Consider the following 15,988-nt stretch of genomic DNA (forward strand, 5'->3'; position numbering starts at 1 on the left):
GCAGTGTCAATCTGCTGCGCGAGGTCGACGGGGTGACGATTTTTTGAAGAAGGTTCCGACCTTGTCGCGCACCGGGCCGTTTCGGTATTGTCCGTGCGCCCCCGCAAAGATCCCAAAGGAGCGAGCCAATGAGCCTCAAAGCCGTCGTCTTCGACGCCTACGGGACGCTCTACGACATCCAGTCGGTCGCGGAGATCACCGAGGATGCGTTTCCGGGCTATGGCGAAATCATCACGCAGGTCTGGCGTATCAAGCAGCTCGAATACACCTGGTTGCGCTCGCTGATGCGGCGCTACCAGGATTTTTCTGCCGTCACGCGCGACTCGCTCGCCTATACGCTGCGCATCCTCGGGCTTACCTATGAGGGCGACGCATTCGAGCGCGTCATCGAGAAATATCTGCATCTCGATCTCTATCCGGACGCGACAGGCGCGCTCACCGGGCTGAAGCCGCACAAGCTTGCCATCCTCTCCAACGGCAGCCCGGACATGCTCGATGTGCTCGTGCGCAACAGCGGTCTCGATCGCCTGCTCGATGCCACCATCAGCGTCGATGCAAAGAAGATCTTCAAGCCGAGCCCCGAGGCCTATGAACTGATCGGCGAAGTGCTGGGCACCGCGCCGAACGAGGTTCTGTTCGTCTCCTCAAATCCGTGGGACGTCGCGGGCGCAAAGTCGTTCGGATTGAACGTCGCCTGGATCGAACGGGTGACGCCCGAGGCGATGGCGCTGGCTTGCGTCGAGAACGAACTCGTGGCACCGCTCACCATGTTCAAGGCGATCCGCACCCAGATGGATGAGCTCGGATTTGCGCCGGATCATCGCGTCCGCGCGCTGTCCGAGCTACCCGGGATCATCTCTAGGGATGACCCGGGGATCGTCGCCCGCCCGTGAGACTTGCATGAGCTGACTGGAATGAGCCTGGAATCCGTTCGCGCCTTCTTCGCCGAGAAAGCCCCCGACATCACCGTGATGGAATCGCCGATCAGCTCGGCCACAGTGCCGCTTGCCGCCGAAGCCTATGGCGTCGAGCCCGGCATGATCGCCAAGACGCTGTCCTTGCGCGTCGGCGAGCGCGTGATCCTGATCGTCGCCGCCGGCACGTCGCGCATGGACAACAAAAAGGTGAAGGCACAGTTCGGCGGCAAGCCGAAGATGCTGGGGCTGGAAGAGGTCGCCGAGATCACCGGCCACGAGGTCGGCGGCGTCTGCCCGTTCGGGCTGAAGTCGCCGCTGCCGGTCTATTGCGACGTCTCGCTGAAGGCGTTCGACGTCGTGGTGCCGGCCGCAGGCTCGACCCACAGCGCCGTGCGCATCACGCCGGAGCGGATGGCCGAGCTGACCGCTGCCGAGTGGGTCGATGTCTGCGAGGTCAGGGCGTAAGGCAGCAGCGGGATGCCTGATGCATTTGCCTGTCAGGAAGGCTACGATACGAACCATGACCGACGACAAGGTGAAACGACGACTGACCACCGTGCTGTGCGCTGATGTGCACGGCTATTCTCGCCTCATGGAGGCAGACGAGACGGGAACGTTGGAGACGCTCCGCCGCTACCGCACGGCCATTGCGGGATTGGTCCAGCGTCATGACGGCCGCATCGTGAATACCTGGGGCGATGCCGTGATCGCCGAGTTCGCCAGCGTCGTCGAGGCCGTGCAATGCGCGGTCGAGATTCAGCAGGAGCTTTCCAACCAGGATTCGGACCCACCTCCACCGATGCGTTTTCGCATCGGTGTTAATCTCGGCGACGTGATGGTGGATGGTTCCGATCTTTATGGAGACGGGGTCAATATCGCGGCGCGTCTGCAAGAACTTGCCGAACCCGGTGGCATCGTCATCTCCAGCTCCGCCTATGATCAAGTGCACAACAAATTATCTGTTGGCTTCGACTGTCTCGGCCAGCGTCCAATGAAAAACATTGCTCCCATGACCAGCTATCGTGTGACCATGAGCGGCCAAACGGCTCAAGCAAGGAGCTTTCCGCCTGGCGAACGCCAGACTCAGGGCGCAGTTGCGGGTTCAGAGACTGGCGCCGTACACCGCGACGGGCACGAGCCATCCTCGTGGATGGGTGCCGTCTCGGATTGGCTGGCCAAGCTGCCCCGCCCGGTTGCAGCGGCCCTCACCGTGTCGACCTTTCTGATTCTGATCAACGTTTTCACCGGCATGCATAAGATCTGGTTCCACTGGCCAGTCGCAGCAATACTCTTCGGTGCCCTGTTGCGGACAGCGCTCCGACATCGACCTGAGTCGGACAGCAAGGGGGAGCGCTGAACGAGGTGGTGCGAGCGCATCTTCGCGCCTACCGCTGCGCACTTTACGCTAACGCGGCCCTTCGGGTCCGGATCATGCTTCAGTCGTCGTCATCGTCAGGTCGCGGCGGCGGTGGCGCCGCGTTATAGCGCGGCGGCGGCACTGCCCGGCCGCGCGGGACGGGCTGCGGCGGCGGCATCTGATTGTTGGACTGGAACACCGCCCGACAGGCGGAGGAGAGTTGTGGCGTGTTCTGTTGCAAACAAGCCGTAATGCGGTTCACATCCGGAATCTGATCGCTGCACAAACGCCAGACATCCGGCGTGCAGGCCATCTGCTGCTCGACGGTGCCGCGATTTTCCTGCGCAAAGGCCGCGCCTTGCGCGACCATGCCGCCAACCGCAAGCGCCAGCCCCAGCGCAATTCGCTCTGTTCGCATGTCCCGGTCCTTCTCGATTCTCTTGAATTGTCTTCAATCAATGAGACGCGGTCAGGTTCTGGCTAAACAAAAAAATGTGAAGATGCGACCGAAATCTATTCGACCCTGCCGATCTTCTTGACCGCTGCGATCAGCCGCGCGCTGTCGGTCGCCACGAAGTCGGAGAACGCCGGCGCATCCTGATAGGCGACGAGGCTGCCCGAGGCATCGAAGGTCTTGAGCACATCCGGGCTCGTCATCACCTGGCCCATCGCCTCGCGCAGGCGGCTCGCGATCGGCGCAGGAAGAGAACTCTGTGCAAAGAGTCCGGCCCAGATGTACATCTCGACATCCTTGTAGCCGAGCTCCTGGAAGGTCGGGGTATCAGGAAAGCTCGCGATACGCTGCGCGCCGCAATTGCCGAGCACGCGCAGCTTGCCGTCGTCGACCTGCGGCTTCAGCGTGCCGGGTGCCGCCGCAATTGCCTGCACGGTGCCGCTAAGCAAAGCGGTCAGCGCGGGACCCGCACCGCGAAACGGCACATGCAGCAGCTTGATACCGGCGCTGTTCGCAAACATCTCCATCGCTACGTGCAGCGTGCCGTAGGGCCCTGACGAGCCATAGGTGATCTGGCCCGGACGCTTCTTCGCGTCCTCGACAAAATCCTGCGCCGTCTTCCATGGCGCCGAGGCCGGCACCGCGAGCAGCGTAGGATCAGCGAGCACGCGCGCAATCGGCATGAACTGCGAGACTTCATAGGCGACCGGACGGTCGAACAGCCGGTCGGCCTCGGGGAGCACCGCGAGCGAGGACAGCGTCATCAGCAGCGTGTAGCCGTCGGGTTCGGCGCGCGCCGCCGCAGCATTGCCGACCGATCCGCCGGCCCCGCCGGCGCGGTTGTCGACGATGACGGCCTTGCCCAGGATTCGCTCCAACGCCTGCGCCACCGGGCGCGCCGCGAGATCGGCCTGGCCGCCGGCGGGAAACGGCACGATCATGGTGATGTTGCGAATGGGATAGGTTTGGGCGAATGCTGCGCTCGGCAACGCGGGCAACAGCGGCAGTGCGGCAACGGCGCGCAGGACATCGCGTCGATCCATGGCAGGTCTCTCCCCCCGATTTTTCTTGTTTCGCTCCCAGCCTAGCGTCGCGATCGGCAAGAACAAGCCGTTTACGAAGCGTTAGCCATGTTCGCCCCGGTCTGGAACGCATCCCCAGAGCCATTGTTGCCCTCCCAAGGGAGTGTGCCATGGGAGTGCGTTATGGGAAAACTAGCAACCATCGACGTCGCCCTGGACGAGATGCTGGTGAATCTCGCCGCGATCGTCCTGCGGCTTTCAAAGCCAGAAGTGACACGAACGCCGGAAGCGCGGCATGCCCTGGCGCAATCCGTCCATCAATACGCGGTTTGCGCGGCGCGCTCGACCGACCCGCGTGTTCATGAGTTGAAGTCGCAGTTGGAGGAGACCCTGAAGCCAGACTTGCGCATAGTCGCGATCAACGGCGTGAAGGTGTCCTAACGAGATGCGGCGCGGGTGAATTTGAGATAGGCGAGATGCCGTAGGGTGGGCAAAGGCGCAAAGCGCCGTGCCCACCATCACTCGCCGAAATGCCCCGCAATGTCTCACATATCCCCTCCCCAATCCGCTGGGAGAATGCCCTGATCGACGTAGCGATGAATGCTGCTGAGAGACCAATCGCTCACGCGCGCGACGAGGCGATGCTTCACGGGATTGAAATGTATATAGTCGACGTGACGCTCCAAATCCGTGTCGTCGCGGATCGCGTGCTCCCAATAACGGCGCTGCCAGATGCCTTTCTCGCGCTTCTTCAATTTACTCATTGAGGGTGGCCCGGCCTGCAAGCCACGCGAAAATCCGCCTTTGATCTGATTCCAACGCGATGAAAAGTCGACGTCGCCCTCCGGCAACGTCCAAATCGCATGGAGGTGGTCTGGTAAGATACAGATTGCGACGGTCTCGAATGGCTGGCGCTCAAAGACGGCTCGGTAGATTCGTCTCAAGCGATCAGCTTGATCGACGAGCAACGTGCTCGATCGATCTGCGAGCACGACGGTGAAGAAGAACATCCTTCCCTGTGCCCGCCGATATCGAGACACTTGCGATTCCCTCAGACAAAGTCGTGGGCACGCTTCGCTTTGCCCACCCTACGGCAGCTTGCGCGGACGATAGACTAGCGAGATTTTGTGGGATGGGCAAAGGCGCGAAGCGCCGTGCCCACCAAAGGATCTACCCCGCCTTCCCGCCCTTCTTCGGCTGCCGCTTGCACGTTCCCGGCAGCTTCGCCGCGAGAAAATCACCGAGCGCTTCGACGCGTGCGGGGCGCGGGCCGCCGGGCGGGGTCACCAGATGCACGGCGCCTTCGGCCTGCTTCCAGTCCTTCAGGATCACTTCGACCTCGCCGGAGGCGATGGCGTCACCGACGATGAATTCCGGAAGCTCGGCGATGCCGAGGCCGGCGATCAGCGTCGGCATCACCGCTTCGCCATTGTTGACGCGGAGCTGGCCGCCCGGCCGCACGCTGGCCTGCTCGCCGGCCGCATTGGTGTAGTGCCAGATGTTGGGCGTGGTGAGATAGGCGTAGCTGAAGCATTTGTGCTCGGCCAGATGCATCGGATGTGTCGGCCGGCCGTGGCGCTTGAGATAAGACGGCGCGGCCACCGTGAAGCGCGGCATGGTGAAGAGCCGCCGCGCGATCAACGACGAGTCCGGCAGCCGCGCAATCCGCACCGCCATGTCAAAGCCCTCGCCGATCAGGTCGATGGTCGCATCGCTCAAATGCAGATCGACCGAGACTTCCGGATAGGTCTCGAAAAACTCCGGCAACAGCGGCGCCACCGCCTTGATGCCGAACGTCATGGGCACGGCGAGCCGCACCAGCCCGCGCGGCGCCACCGATTGCGCCAGCGCCTCGTTCTCCGCCGCCTCGCCGTCCGAGAGCAGGCGCGTCGCGCGTTCGGCAAGCTTGTGCCCGGCATCGGTCAGCGCGAGCCGGCGCGAGGTGCGGTTGAACAGTCGAGCGCCGAGCCGCTCCTCCAGCCGTGTCACCGCCTTGGACACCGTCGCCTTGGACATCACAAGCTCGCTCGCGGCCGCCGCAAACGACCGTAGTTCCACGACTTTTGCGAAAATCGCGAGCGCCTCGAAATCCGGGAGTTTTGCCATGGGAGCCGACCAATTAGGATGTTTAAGGAAACAATGTGTTTCAACAGTTTCTATTTCTATACCACAGGCGGAGGCTTATCCAAGGGTCATCAGACATTCAGGATTACGCAAATGATCGAACTCAGACCTTTCAACAAGCTCGGCGGCGCCGACCACGGCTGGCTCAAGGCGAAGCATCATTTCTCCTTCGCGGACCACTATGACCCGAGCAACATGGGCCACGGCGCCTTGCGGGTGTGGAACGACGACGAGATCGCGCCGAACAGCGGCTTTCCGGCTCATCCCCACGCCAACATGGAAATCATCACCTATGTGCGCGAAGGCGCGATCACCCATCAGGACAGCCTCGGCAACGAGGGGCGCACCGAGGCGGGCGACGTGCAGGTGATGAGCGCCGGCAGCGGCATCCGTCACTCCGAGTACAATCTCGAGCCGACCAAGACTCGGATCTTCCAGATCTGGATCGAGCCGACTGCGCGCGGCGGCCACCCGACCTGGGGTTCAAAGCCGTTCCCGAAGGCGGACCGCTCGGGCAAGCTCGTCACCATCGCCAGTGGCGACGCGAACGACAAGGACGCGCTGCCGATCCGCGCCGATGCGCGCGTGCTCGCCACCACGCTGAAGGCCGGCGAGAGCGCGGAGTACGAGCCCGAGAGGTCACGGAACCTCTATCTGGTGCCGGCCGCAGGTGCCGTCGAGATCAACGGCGTGCGCGTCAACGCCCGCGACGGCGCCGCAATCCGCGGCGAGGCCAGGCTGAAGATCACGGCCCTGGAAGATTCAGAGCTCGTGCTCGTCGACGCGGCGTAACGATCCAAGCAACCCATCATCTCGCTCAATCCCAATGGAGACCACCATGACCAAAGTTCTCGTCCTCTATTATTCCGCCTATGGCCACATCGAAGCGATGGCCAACGCCGTCGCTGAAGGCGCGCGCGAAGCCGGCGCGACCGTCGACATCAAGCGCGTGCCCGAGCTGGTTCCCGCCGAAGTCGCGAAGGCCTCCTACTACAAGGTCGATCAGGCCGCGCCGATCGCCAAGATCGAGGATCTCGCCAATTACGACGCGATCATCGTCGGCACCGGCACCCGCTTCGGCCGCATGGCCTCGCAGATGGCGAACTTCCTCGACCAGGCTGGCGGCCTCTGGATGAAGGGCGCGCTGCACGGCAAGGTCGGCGGCGCCTTCACGGCGACCGCAACCCAGCATGGCGGCCAGGAGACCACACTGTTCTCGATCATCACCAACCTGCTGCACTTCGGCATGACCATCGTCGGCCTGAACTACGGCTTTGCCGGCCAGATGAAGCTCGACGAAGTCACCGGCGGTGCACCCTATGGCGCCACCACGATCACCGGCGGCGACGGCAGCCGCCAGCCGAGCGCCAACGAGCTCGCGGGAGCGCGCTATCAGGGGCGCGCAATCGCGGAGACGGCCAAGAAGCTGCACGGTTAAGCTTCAAGGCTAAGGTTCACTATTAAGCTTCGCGATCCTCTGCATGGCTGATGCGATTTGGGCGGCATTCTCGTTCGGGAATGCCGCCCTATCTATCGTTGCAGGAGCGACGCGTATGGCTTTCGAAATTCTCTTGATGGCGCAGATGATCCGCAGGCCGGTCCAGGCGCTGACGCGCCGCTGGTATTGCCGCAGCCTGTTCCGCGCCTCCCGCGGCCGGTTTCATTGCGCCGGATGCACGGGATCGTGAGGCGCTATTTTTTGAGCATGATCTTTTCGGAAAACCGCGGCGCACTTTTCCGGATCATGCTTTAGGCCTGTGTGAGATCCGCGTGCGGTGGTAGGTCGACCGGCGGCGCCAAGGCGGGTGCAGTTGAAAGCCACCAGCCGTCGCCGGCAAACCAGCAGGTGTCGTCGGGCACGTCCCCTCTCCGCAGCGACTGCACACGTTCCCAGCCTTTGGCGAAAGCCTCGGCCAACCGCCGGCCGGCATCCGCATCCTGAAGTCCTGCGCAGCCGATGAACTGGGCCCGCCCCAAGAATTTGGCCGGCCAGGCCGTACCCTCGTTTGGGCGCGTAATCATCAGCATGCCGCCGAGCACACCCTCCGGCGCCAACGGAAATATCAGCCGGCCGCCGGGTCGCAACGCCGCGAGCCATTCCATGGCCGGCTGCGCCGCGCCGGCACAGACATAAATCACGTCGACGCTGGGAAGATCAGACGCGATGCCCGAGCGCTCGCGCAACTCGACCTCAGCGATGTCTTTCAAATTCTCGCGCGCGAGCGCCGCCAGGCGTTCGTCGATTTCATAGGCATAGACCCGACCACCGGGACCGACAAGCGCGGCGAGAATGGCGGTGTAGTAGCCGGTGCCCGCGCCGATCTGGAGCACGGTCTCACCTTCCTTCACACCACAGCCGCTGAGCCAATAAGCGTGCGCGCCAGGCATGCCTATGTTGACGCCGCGCTCCGGATCCAGAGCCAGCAGCGCGTTCTGATAGAGAAAGGCGGGATCATCGTCGGGCGTCACGACATAGGGATGCCCTCCGAACGAAATCGACCACGGCCCGGGGCCCGCGAAGGTCTCGCGCCTCACGTTGCGAAACGCCTGCTCGATACGGGGATCGGTGGTCTTGGCCGCGGCGCAGATCAACTGCGCATAGAACGCGCGATATTTGTCCGAACGATCGTCCATGTCGCCTCCGGGCTGCGGAGGCGACGATAGCACAACGATTGCGACATGCGAGTAACCGCTGCAACCAGGGCGCCGCGCGCTTTAACGTGCGCCCTTGCCCATCGCGCGTGCGGCAAAGGCCGCGAGCTTCGGATGGCGCCGCAGTCCCTGCGCGGCATGATCGCGCAACACGTAAGGCAGTCCGCGCCAGGACAGCGCGACACTGACATCGGTCAGCGGGACCGGCTCGGCGCCGAAGCGGCGCTTGTAGTCGTGGTTGCCGATGCTGAGATCGAAGCGCCGCACGCCCTGTTCATGCAGCGCCGCCATGGTGCGCTCGGTCACGAGCAGCCCCGGCGAGCAACTCGCCCACGGCTTGCCGGCATGACCGATGCGCAACAGAAAATAGGTCGCGCCGTATCTGACGCCGAGCGTGGTGGCCACGATGCCGTCGTCGCAGACGAGCGCCGAGACGATCGCATATCCTTCCGCGACCCCCTGCCGCACCACGTCGCGGTAGAAGCTGGCATGCGCATCGTCGTTGAGGACAAACCGCGAGCCGAGTTTCTGCATGCGCTCCTGCTGCTGGACATCCATCACGTCGAGAAGCTCGTGCGCGCGAGCGGCATCCGTGGCAATCTCGAACCGCGCGCCGGCATGGCGGCTGAACACGCGCCAGCAGCGCGGCATCTGCATGCGCTTGATCGACGCCTGGTAGTCCGCATAGTCGTCGCCCGTCAGCACGAGGTTGCCGTTGAGCGAGCAGGATCCGGGACGGCCAAGCGCCAGCAGCGGGTTCGGCTTGCCGCCGACATGGGCCGGCATCTTCTTCAGGCGCAGCACGTCGAAGCGATCGGGCAGAGCGCGCAAGCCATCGACCAGCGCCGCGCTGATCGCCTCCGCACCGGCCGTGTCGGACGTGGCGTCGCAGGCCAGGATCGGCGCGTTGTTGTCGGAGACCCCGAGATCGGCAAACTCGACGACACGGATGCCGCGCCTGGTGTGGCTGATCATCGGCACCACCGCGATGTCCTTGCCGGTCGTGGCATCGGAGATCACGGCGATCAACGGCGGGACGCCGTGAAACGCCTCGTACCAGGCGTCGAGCCAGTAACCATGCTGGAAAGCGGTGCGATGGCCCGCGTTTAGGCGCAACCCGGCCCGTCGCCAGTCACGCATGAAATCGACTGAGATTCCCGACGTGCTGGAGGACACCCGATCGTTTAGTTGCTCGAGGCTGACAAACGCCATTCGCGGGGCATACAGTTACTGAACATTTCCAGATAGATTATGTTTTGTCGCAGACCACAAGTTACGTCGCTGCTTATCGTTACCGATACCGTCACTGCGCGCACAATGTCTCTCATGTCCCGATTTGGAACGCGCGACTGCGACAAGCTGTCAGCGATCGGGTTCCATCTGCGCGATGCATTGGAACCTGGCTAGGAAATGCAGTCCCGCGACAGCAAGCGCGAACATGAACCAGACCGGATTCTGCCGTTCGAGCAGGAAGGTCTCGGTCGTCCCGAAATACAGGCCGAACAGCCAGATGGTCAGGAACAGCTTGCCCAGCGCATTGCTGCGGTTGTGCGCCTGGGTCGCCTGGAAATTGCGGAGTGGCGCAAGAACGAAGATCAGGATGACGAGCAGCAGGCCCGGCAGGCCGATGGTGATGGCGAGATCGAGATAGCTGTTGTGGCTGTGCGCCGCGGAGACCGCCCATTCGGCGCCCTTGGCGGTCTGCCGCTCGCTGACGTCGTCCCAGAATGCCGCATAGCCGTGGCCGATGATCGGCTTTTCCGCCACGGCCGAGAGCGCAAACTCCCAGATGTCGGAGCGGCCGGTGAAGGTCGGATCGACCGGCAGTAGCCGCGTGATGGATGACAGCGCGGGGCTTGCGACGCTGCCGACCGTCAACAGGTTCATCACGATCAGGGGCGCAAAGCAGATGATCCGCTTCAGCCACAGGCTCCGCGTGACGTAGACCAGCGACGCCAGGGCGTAGATGGCCAGACACAGCACCGACGATGTCTTGCCGCCGGTGAAGATGAGGAAGATGCCGGCAAGGACCGCGATCGCAGGTCCCATCACGAAGGAGCCGACGGCGCTGAGGTAAATGCCGACATAGACCAAAATGGTCATCACCGGCGAAGCGCCGTTCTTGTGGCCAAAAGTGCCTCGCCAGTCGCCGGCAAGCATCGGCTCGGCGATATCGAGCGCGGTGTGGATCGCATATTGCGGGGCGAGGACCACGCCGAGATAGCACAGCACCAGCAGCACGAGCGCGGCGCCGCCGAGGCACAAATTGAAGCTCCGCTGCGTCGGCGGCAGCAGCGGCAGGAGCACCGCGAGCGAGGTCACGCTGGCGGCGAGCACGAATCGCTGGATCGAGACCTCGCGGCTCTCGGAGAAGACGACATTGATCAGCATCCAGCCGACGAAGCAGAGATGCAGCGGGGTGACGAAGGTCTTCAGCGAGAGTGCATCGGTGGCGAGAGCGAACAGCACCGCGACTGCGGCCAACAGGCCGAAGGTGATGTAGTCCAGCGCCATGCGTCCGCTGCCGACGATGGCGACGTCCTCGCTGCGCAGATCTGGGAAGGGATTGAGCGTCACCAGCACCAGCAGCAGGGCCACCATCGCGACCAGGCAGCGCGCCATCTGCATAACGTTCAGCGTCGCAAGCTCGTCACGTATTGCGTGTCCGAACGATCGGGCCTCGACGTCAGTCATGTCTGCGGCGCTGCGATCCATGCCTCAAGGCCGATATGGGATGGTAGGAACGCCCCGGGTCTAACCCATCCCCGTTAACCATCCGTCAACCACCATGCCGGAGGCGGCAGGCACCTTCTGCTGCCGCGCCACGCTGCGCGCGATTTCGTAATATTGCAGCGCGCGCCGTTCCAGCGTGAGATTGTCCAGCACATAGCCACGCGGATCGAATTTGCCCGCGGCACATCCGGCCCAGAAATCCCCCCAGCGCGCTTCGAAGCCGGTGCAGTCGGCGAACTTGATGCCGCAGCGGTCGTCCCAATAGGGCACCGAGGACACCGGCGCGAACTGGACGCGATGTGGATAGTAGTCGGGATCCCGCCAGGGGCCGCCGGGATCCCAGGCGAACACCGGCACGCCGCAGGACAGGGCCTGCTGATAGGCAATGCCCTGGCTCTCGTTCTGGCACAGGAAGATCATCGCGTGCGAACGCGCCAGCGCCACCTGATAGTCTTCCTCCTTGTAGCTGCCGTAGCGCAGCTCGGTGAACGAGCGGCCCTCCTCGATGAGCCGTGCGCGGATTGGCTCGATCAACTCCGGCATATAGCGGTCGCGATCCCAGCTGACCTTGTCGTAGATGAGGACGTCGACGGTCTTTTGCGACGGACGCGACGGCGCCCAGAGATCGGTATCGATGCCCGTCGGCCAGACCTCGGTGTCGGGCCAATACGGCCGGTACATGTCGGCATACCACGGGCCGGGTACCACGACCTTCTTCACCGGAAGCCGCTTGAACAGGTCGGGATCGTCGAGCGGATGATTATGGGCGGCGACCCCGAGCAGGATCGGGTTCTTCCAGGCGAACTTATCCAGCAGGAAGATGCGGCCGATGATGCAGGCGACTTCCTCGGGATGCCGCGCGATGTAACTGTAGTCGTTGACGCGGTAGCGGATGCCGAGCCGGTCGAGCCCTGCACAGAGGTTGAGGAACACGCGAAGTTGTCCGCTCATGCGCGGCTCGCCGAACAGCATGCGTCGCGCCATGCGCCGCAGATGCCGGTCGCCGGGAAACCAGCGATCGTCCTTGTCCTCGTAGAAGAGGTTCAGAACCATGGCGTCGGGATCGTAGTCGAATGTCTTTGCGGGCACTGGGTCCATCCGCGGCAATCAGGTCTACATTCTCGCATGAGACCGGCTGTCGCACCTCTTCAAAGCTGCGACAGACTTAACGTCACAGGCTTAACGCTAATCTACGAAACCGCGGTCGCTCCGGCCTTCGCAGCAACGATTTGACGGTTATGTGGGTATCATCCGCGTCAGCCAGGACTGCGGATTGCCGGCTTCGAAAGCAGCCTGGTTAACAGATCATTAAAGACGAGCCATCGTTTGACCATAGCCGACGCCATGCTCGAAGCACCGACCGCCGCGCTCACGGCGACGGACGCGCGCGCGACGCCGCCTGTGGTTTCCGTCGTCATCCCGGCCAAGAATGCGGCGGCCTATATCGGCGAAGCCATCGACAGCGCGCTGACGCAGAATGGCGTCGACGAAATTATCGTCGTGGACGACGGCTCGAGCGACGACACCATCGCACTCGTGCAGGCCATCCGCGATCCGCGGCTGCGCCTGATGATGAATGATGCCGCTGGCGTCTCGGCCGCACGAAACCTCGGCGCACGCCGCGCGCGCGGCGACTGGCTGATCTTCCTCGATGCCGACGACCGCCTGCGGCCGGACGCAGTGACGACGCTGCTGGCGGCAGCCGAGGCCGCGCCGCACGCGATCCTCGTCTATGGTGACTACAACACGATCGACAGTGCGGGCCGGCCGATCGGCCGGCGCGATCTCCTGAAGGGACGCCGCAAGCCGTCAGGCAACGTGCTCGAGCGGCTCGCCAGCGGCAACTTCATCGTCAATGGCGGCATCATGCTGGTGCGCACTGATGCGTTCCGGGCAACCGGCGGCTTCGACGTCTCGCTCCAATATTGCGAGGACTGGCATTGCTGGTGCCGCCTCGCCGCGCTCGGCGAGTTCGCATTCGTGCCGAAACTTCTGCTCGACTATCGCCTGCACACGGCCAACACCATGAATGCAGCGGTGCGGACGCCGCAGGATTTCTTCCCGGCGGTCACGCGCATCTTCAGCGATGACTTGATCCTGACCAAGCTGCCCGCCGACGCCGTGCCCCGGCTGCGGCAGGCGGCCGAAATTCATCTCGTGACCTATTCGGCGACACAGGCGGTCCGCTTCGGCAGGTATCGCGACGCCCTCGCCTATCTCGGCATGGTCGCGCGGCGATCGCTCAAAGCGACACCGCGGTCCGCGATCAAGATCGCCCTGTCCTATTTCGGAATCTAGCCGCCCGACGTTAGCGCGTCAGGAGACGATCTTCGAGGCTTCATAGGGCTTTGGCTCGACGCCGAATGCGGCGAACGCAGCACCAAGCGCGACCATCATGGGATGCATCGCGATAACGGCTTTCGACGATTTCAGCAGGCGAGCCGAGCGAACCAGCGACAGCGGCAGCCGTCCGATCATCTGCGCAAACACCCGCGCCCGCGCCGCCGCACTTTGCGCAGCCTTGGACTGCACGCGATAATTGATCGCACCGATGCGCAGGCCACGCTTTGCGATCCAACTGAAGCTGGTGCGGTTTTGCGGCACGGTCTCGGTGATGACGGCCTCCGCCGTCCAGTGGAATGTCATGCCGGCATTGCGGCAGCGCGTGAAGAAGTCGCAGTCGCCGCCGCCGAGGAAATTGAAGCGGAGATCGAAGGCGGGCTTGCCCAGCCGATCGAATGCAGCGCGCGTGATCAGACAGTTGCCGCAGCCATAGATCTGCGGCACCGCGCCGGTGTAGTCGTAGGCCGGACAGAAGGCAGGATGACGCGAAAGCCAGGGCTGGCTGCCATCGTCGAACACCGGCAGCACCGGTCCACCGACCACGTCGGCACCAGTTGCCTCCGCGGTGCGAACCATCAGCTCCAGCCAGTCGGGCGAGGCGATCTCGTCGTCATCGATCATCAGGAAGCGGGTCGCGGCGGGAAACAGCGCCTGCGCCGTCTCGAACGCGGCGTTGATTGCGTGGCAATTGCCCTGCTGCTTCTCGACCAGGCAGACGCCCTGGAGCTTGCCGGTGACGAGAAACTCCGCTGCAACTGGTGCGCTCTCACGCCCGGCTGCGTCGTTTTCGACCATGACCACCGCGAAGGAGCGCGGGGTGCGCTGGCTGGCGAGCGAGTCCAACGTCAGCCGCAGATGCTGCGGGCGGCGGAAGCAGGGAATGCAGACGACGATGCCGACCGACAGGTCGATGACGCGCGAGCTCGCGGCGATCTCACGGTTGGGATCGCACACGGCATCCGAGATCCGGCTGGCGGTGAGGTCTGTCGGGATCAGCGTCATGACGATCTAGATGCCTGAGATATGTTGAAAAGGCCTTTCGCCGAAAAAGGCTTTGCGCCGGTTGCATGGATCGGCCGTCTCGCAACGGCACAGTGCTGCGACGCAAATGTCCCGAAATGGGCGGCCGGCTTCGGCGGCAAAGCCGCGCCATGCGCCAGTGTTCCGACAATGCAGACGTCCCATCATGCGCTTAACCGCTTTTGCGTGTTTTCCAGTCGAATTTCTTCACGTGTGATACTGCAATTCGTGGTCCAACGCGCCAGCGACGGCACGATGTAGCGATGCTTTAGTTAACGCATGGACGCATTAACCCAGCCGTAAGCACCGTGACCGGTGACACCAAGCGGCATCAGATTTGCTCCTCGGAGATGCGGGATTATTCCTGTAAATTTGAGTCGAACATGTGCGGTCGAAAAACATGAGCAAGCCAGCCACGATCGATTTCGCGACAGCCCGGACTCAGGCCCCGGTACAGACCCAGGCACTGCGTGACCTGGTCGCCGGCGAAGCCCGTGACAGCCTGCTTGCCATCCACGAGGTCTTGCGCCGCGAGCTGCCGCAAGGTCCCCTCGCGATCTACGAGGCCGGCGGCGGCTCGTCGAGCTTCCTGCCCATGGACGTGCTCGGCCGCAGCCATGTCACTGTCGTCGACATCGACGAAGACCAGATCCGCAACAACGCTTACGCGCAGGAAGCGATCCTCGGCGACGTGCAGACCTATCGCTTCGGCCCGGACACCTTCGACATCGTGATCTGCTACAACGTGATCGAGCATCTGCCCGACGTCGCGGTGGCGCTTCTGAACTTCCGCGATGCGCTCAAGCGCGGCGGGATGATCCTGATCGGTGCCCCCAATCCGCGCTCGCTGTCCGGCGTCGTCACCAAATACTCGCCGCACTGGTTCCATGTCTGGTTCTATCGGAACATCCGCGGCATCAAGACCGCCGGCCGGCCCGGAGAGGCGCCGTTCCCGACCGTCTTCCATCCGTTGGTGACGCTGTCGAAACTCGAAGCGTTTGCCGCAGCCAACGGCCTGGATACGATCTACCGCCGCGAGGTCGAGAGCCCGCGCTATCCCGAGATGCGCCAGCGCAAGCCGCTGGTCGCCGCCCTCGTAGACATCGGCGCCGCGGTGCTGAACGCCGTGCTCCCGCGCGGCACCGACGTTCGCCGCGGCGACTATCACGTCATCCTGCGGAAGCGCTAATGGCCCTGCGCGTGCAGCCCGGCCGTCACGCTACGAGGCCGGACGCGCGCATGCCGGGCGGCATGCACGGTAACGATTCGTTAATCATCGAGGGATCGGCGCATCGAAAGCGTCACAACGACGCGGCCAACCGCAGCGTGCACTTAAACGCTTTGTTTGCCATTTCGGTGAATAGTC

Annotated in this window: 18 protein-coding genes; 9 read left to right on the top strand and 9 right to left on the bottom strand. The window is 63.4% G+C overall.

What is annotated here, in order from left to right:
• The first annotated feature begins 128 nt into the window (after positions 1-128).
• From UP06_RS16625 to UP06_RS16635, 3 genes are read left to right on the top strand one after another with little or no spacing between them, the layout of a single operon-like run.
• The gene (locus tag UP06_RS16625; protein WP_045003922.1) at positions 129-893 is read left to right on the top strand and encodes a haloacid dehalogenase type II; all 765 of its coding nucleotides are present in this window, start codon (positions 129-131) and stop codon (positions 891-893) included.
• A 21-nt stretch (positions 894-914) separates the two neighbouring features.
• Positions 915-1,382 (top strand): YbaK/EbsC family protein, encoded by a 468-nt coding sequence (locus UP06_RS16630; protein WP_045003924.1) that lies wholly within the window; start codon positions 915-917, stop codon positions 1,380-1,382.
• A 55-nt stretch (positions 1,383-1,437) separates the two neighbouring features.
• Complete coding sequence (locus UP06_RS16635) at positions 1,438-2,274, top strand: adenylate/guanylate cyclase domain-containing protein (protein WP_045003926.1); 837 nt, start codon at positions 1,438-1,440, stop codon at positions 2,272-2,274.
• A 79-nt stretch (positions 2,275-2,353) separates the two neighbouring features.
• Here the strand turns inward: UP06_RS16635 and UP06_RS16640 are convergent, their stop codons facing one another.
• Both UP06_RS16640 and UP06_RS16645 read right to left on the bottom strand, forming a co-directional pair.
• Positions 2,354-2,692 (bottom strand): hypothetical protein, encoded by a 339-nt coding sequence (locus tag UP06_RS16640; RefSeq protein ID WP_045003927.1) that lies wholly within the window; start codon positions 2,690-2,692, stop codon positions 2,354-2,356.
• A gap of 95 nt (positions 2,693-2,787) precedes the next feature.
• Positions 2,788-3,771, bottom strand: coding sequence for a tripartite tricarboxylate transporter substrate binding protein (locus tag UP06_RS16645; RefSeq protein ID WP_045003928.1), 984 nt, complete (start codon positions 3,769-3,771; stop codon positions 2,788-2,790).
• A 162-nt stretch (positions 3,772-3,933) separates the two neighbouring features.
• Between UP06_RS16645 and UP06_RS16650 the strand changes: the two genes are divergently transcribed.
• Positions 3,934-4,191 (top strand): hypothetical protein, encoded by a 258-nt coding sequence (locus UP06_RS16650; RefSeq protein ID WP_045004242.1) that lies wholly within the window; start codon positions 3,934-3,936, stop codon positions 4,189-4,191.
• A gap of 104 nt (positions 4,192-4,295) precedes the next feature.
• Here UP06_RS16650 and UP06_RS16655 read toward each other — a convergent pair whose 3' ends face one another.
• Positions 4,296-4,790 (bottom strand): REP-associated tyrosine transposase, encoded by a 495-nt coding sequence (locus UP06_RS16655; RefSeq protein WP_197087277.1) that lies wholly within the window; start codon positions 4,788-4,790, stop codon positions 4,296-4,298.
• 130 nt (positions 4,791-4,920) lie between these two features.
• Positions 4,921-5,856, bottom strand: a complete 936-nt coding sequence (locus UP06_RS16660; RefSeq protein ID WP_045003930.1) for a LysR family transcriptional regulator — start codon at positions 5,854-5,856, stop codon at positions 4,921-4,923.
• Between the two features lie 111 nt (positions 5,857-5,967).
• On the opposite strand from UP06_RS16660, the gene UP06_RS16665 reads away from it, so the two are divergent.
• The 3 genes from UP06_RS16665 (at position 5,968) to UP06_RS42435 (ending at position 7,562) form a co-directional block, all read left to right on the top strand.
• On the top strand, positions 5,968-6,666 hold the full coding sequence (locus UP06_RS16665; RefSeq protein WP_045003931.1) for a pirin family protein: 699 nt from the start codon (positions 5,968-5,970) through the stop codon (positions 6,664-6,666).
• A 46-nt stretch (positions 6,667-6,712) separates the two neighbouring features.
• Entirely contained in the window at positions 6,713-7,312 is a 600-nt protein-coding gene (wrbA, locus tag UP06_RS16670; protein ID WP_045004243.1) for an NAD(P)H:quinone oxidoreductase, read from the top strand.
• A 115-nt stretch (positions 7,313-7,427) separates the two neighbouring features.
• Positions 7,428-7,562 carry a hypothetical protein gene (locus UP06_RS42435; protein WP_283806033.1) on the top strand — a complete coding sequence of 45 codons (135 nt, stop codon included), beginning with the start codon at positions 7,428-7,430 and terminating at the stop codon, positions 7,560-7,562.
• 61 nt (positions 7,563-7,623) lie between these two features.
• Here the strand turns inward: UP06_RS42435 and UP06_RS16675 are convergent, their stop codons facing one another.
• The 4 genes from UP06_RS16675 to UP06_RS16690 form a co-directional block, all read right to left on the bottom strand.
• Positions 7,624-8,508, bottom strand: a complete 885-nt coding sequence (locus tag UP06_RS16675; RefSeq protein WP_045003932.1) for a protein-L-isoaspartate O-methyltransferase family protein — start codon at positions 8,506-8,508, stop codon at positions 7,624-7,626.
• Between the two features lie 81 nt (positions 8,509-8,589).
• A complete protein-coding gene (locus UP06_RS41550) occupies positions 8,590-9,738 on the bottom strand; it encodes a GNAT family N-acetyltransferase (RefSeq protein ID WP_045003933.1) in 1,149 nt (382 codons plus the stop codon).
• Between the two features lie 150 nt (positions 9,739-9,888).
• Positions 9,889-11,241 (bottom strand): O-antigen ligase family protein, encoded by a 1,353-nt coding sequence (locus tag UP06_RS16685; protein ID WP_045003934.1) that lies wholly within the window; start codon positions 11,239-11,241, stop codon positions 9,889-9,891.
• A 39-nt stretch (positions 11,242-11,280) separates the two neighbouring features.
• Entirely contained in the window at positions 11,281-12,348 is a 1,068-nt protein-coding gene (locus tag UP06_RS16690; protein WP_045004245.1) for a glycosyltransferase, read from the bottom strand.
• A gap of 237 nt (positions 12,349-12,585) precedes the next feature.
• Here UP06_RS16690 and UP06_RS16695 point away from each other — a divergent pair, with 237 nt between their 5' ends.
• A complete protein-coding gene (locus tag UP06_RS16695; RefSeq protein WP_502691558.1) occupies positions 12,586-13,557 on the top strand; it encodes a glycosyltransferase in 972 nt (323 codons plus the stop codon).
• A gap of 18 nt (positions 13,558-13,575) precedes the next feature.
• Here UP06_RS16695 and UP06_RS16700 read toward each other — a convergent pair whose 3' ends face one another.
• Positions 13,576-14,604, bottom strand: coding sequence for a glycosyltransferase family 2 protein (locus UP06_RS16700; protein ID WP_045003936.1), 1,029 nt, complete (start codon positions 14,602-14,604; stop codon positions 13,576-13,578).
• Positions 14,605-15,022: 418 nt separating this feature from the next.
• On the opposite strand from UP06_RS16700, the gene UP06_RS16705 reads away from it, so the two are divergent.
• Positions 15,023-15,811 (top strand): class I SAM-dependent methyltransferase, encoded by a 789-nt coding sequence (locus tag UP06_RS16705; protein ID WP_045003937.1) that lies wholly within the window; start codon positions 15,023-15,025, stop codon positions 15,809-15,811.
• Positions 15,812-15,988 lie beyond the last annotated feature (177 nt).

It is taken from the genome of Bradyrhizobium sp. LTSP857 (assembly GCF_000938285.1).
Lineage (GTDB): Bacteria > Pseudomonadota > Alphaproteobacteria > Rhizobiales > Xanthobacteraceae > Bradyrhizobium.

Coding starts and splice junctions, on each gene's coding strand:
- UP06_RS16625 (WP_045003922.1), top strand. CDS start 129: ATGAGCCTCAAAGCCGTCGTCTTCGACGCCTACGGGACGCTCTACGAC.
- UP06_RS16630 (WP_045003924.1), top strand. CDS start 915: ATGAGCCTGGAATCCGTTCGCGCCTTCTTCGCCGAGAAAGCCCCCGAC.
- UP06_RS16635 (WP_045003926.1), top strand. CDS start 1,438: ATGACCGACGACAAGGTGAAACGACGACTGACCACCGTGCTGTGCGCT.
- UP06_RS16640 (WP_045003927.1), bottom strand. CDS start 2,692: ATGCGAACAGAGCGAATTGCGCTGGGGCTGGCGCTTGCGGTTGGCGGC.
- UP06_RS16645 (WP_045003928.1), bottom strand. CDS start 3,771: ATGGATCGACGCGATGTCCTGCGCGCCGTTGCCGCACTGCCGCTGTTG.
- UP06_RS16650 (WP_045004242.1), top strand. CDS start 3,934: ATGGGAAAACTAGCAACCATCGACGTCGCCCTGGACGAGATGCTGGTG.
- UP06_RS16660 (WP_045003930.1), bottom strand. CDS start 5,856: ATGGCAAAACTCCCGGATTTCGAGGCGCTCGCGATTTTCGCAAAAGTC.
- UP06_RS16665 (WP_045003931.1), top strand. CDS start 5,968: ATGATCGAACTCAGACCTTTCAACAAGCTCGGCGGCGCCGACCACGGC.
- wrbA (WP_045004243.1), top strand. CDS start 6,713: ATGACCAAAGTTCTCGTCCTCTATTATTCCGCCTATGGCCACATCGAA.
- UP06_RS42435 (WP_283806033.1), top strand. CDS start 7,428: ATGGCTTTCGAAATTCTCTTGATGGCGCAGATGATCCGCAGGCCGGTC.
- UP06_RS16675 (WP_045003932.1), bottom strand. CDS start 8,508: ATGGACGATCGTTCGGACAAATATCGCGCGTTCTATGCGCAGTTGATC.
- UP06_RS41550 (WP_045003933.1), bottom strand. CDS start 9,738: ATGGCGTTTGTCAGCCTCGAGCAACTAAACGATCGGGTGTCCTCCAGC.
- UP06_RS16685 (WP_045003934.1), bottom strand. CDS start 11,241: ATGGATCGCAGCGCCGCAGACATGACTGACGTCGAGGCCCGATCGTTC.
- UP06_RS16700 (WP_045003936.1), bottom strand. CDS start 14,604: ATGACGCTGATCCCGACAGACCTCACCGCCAGCCGGATCTCGGATGCC.
- UP06_RS16705 (WP_045003937.1), top strand. CDS start 15,023: ATGAGCAAGCCAGCCACGATCGATTTCGCGACAGCCCGGACTCAGGCC.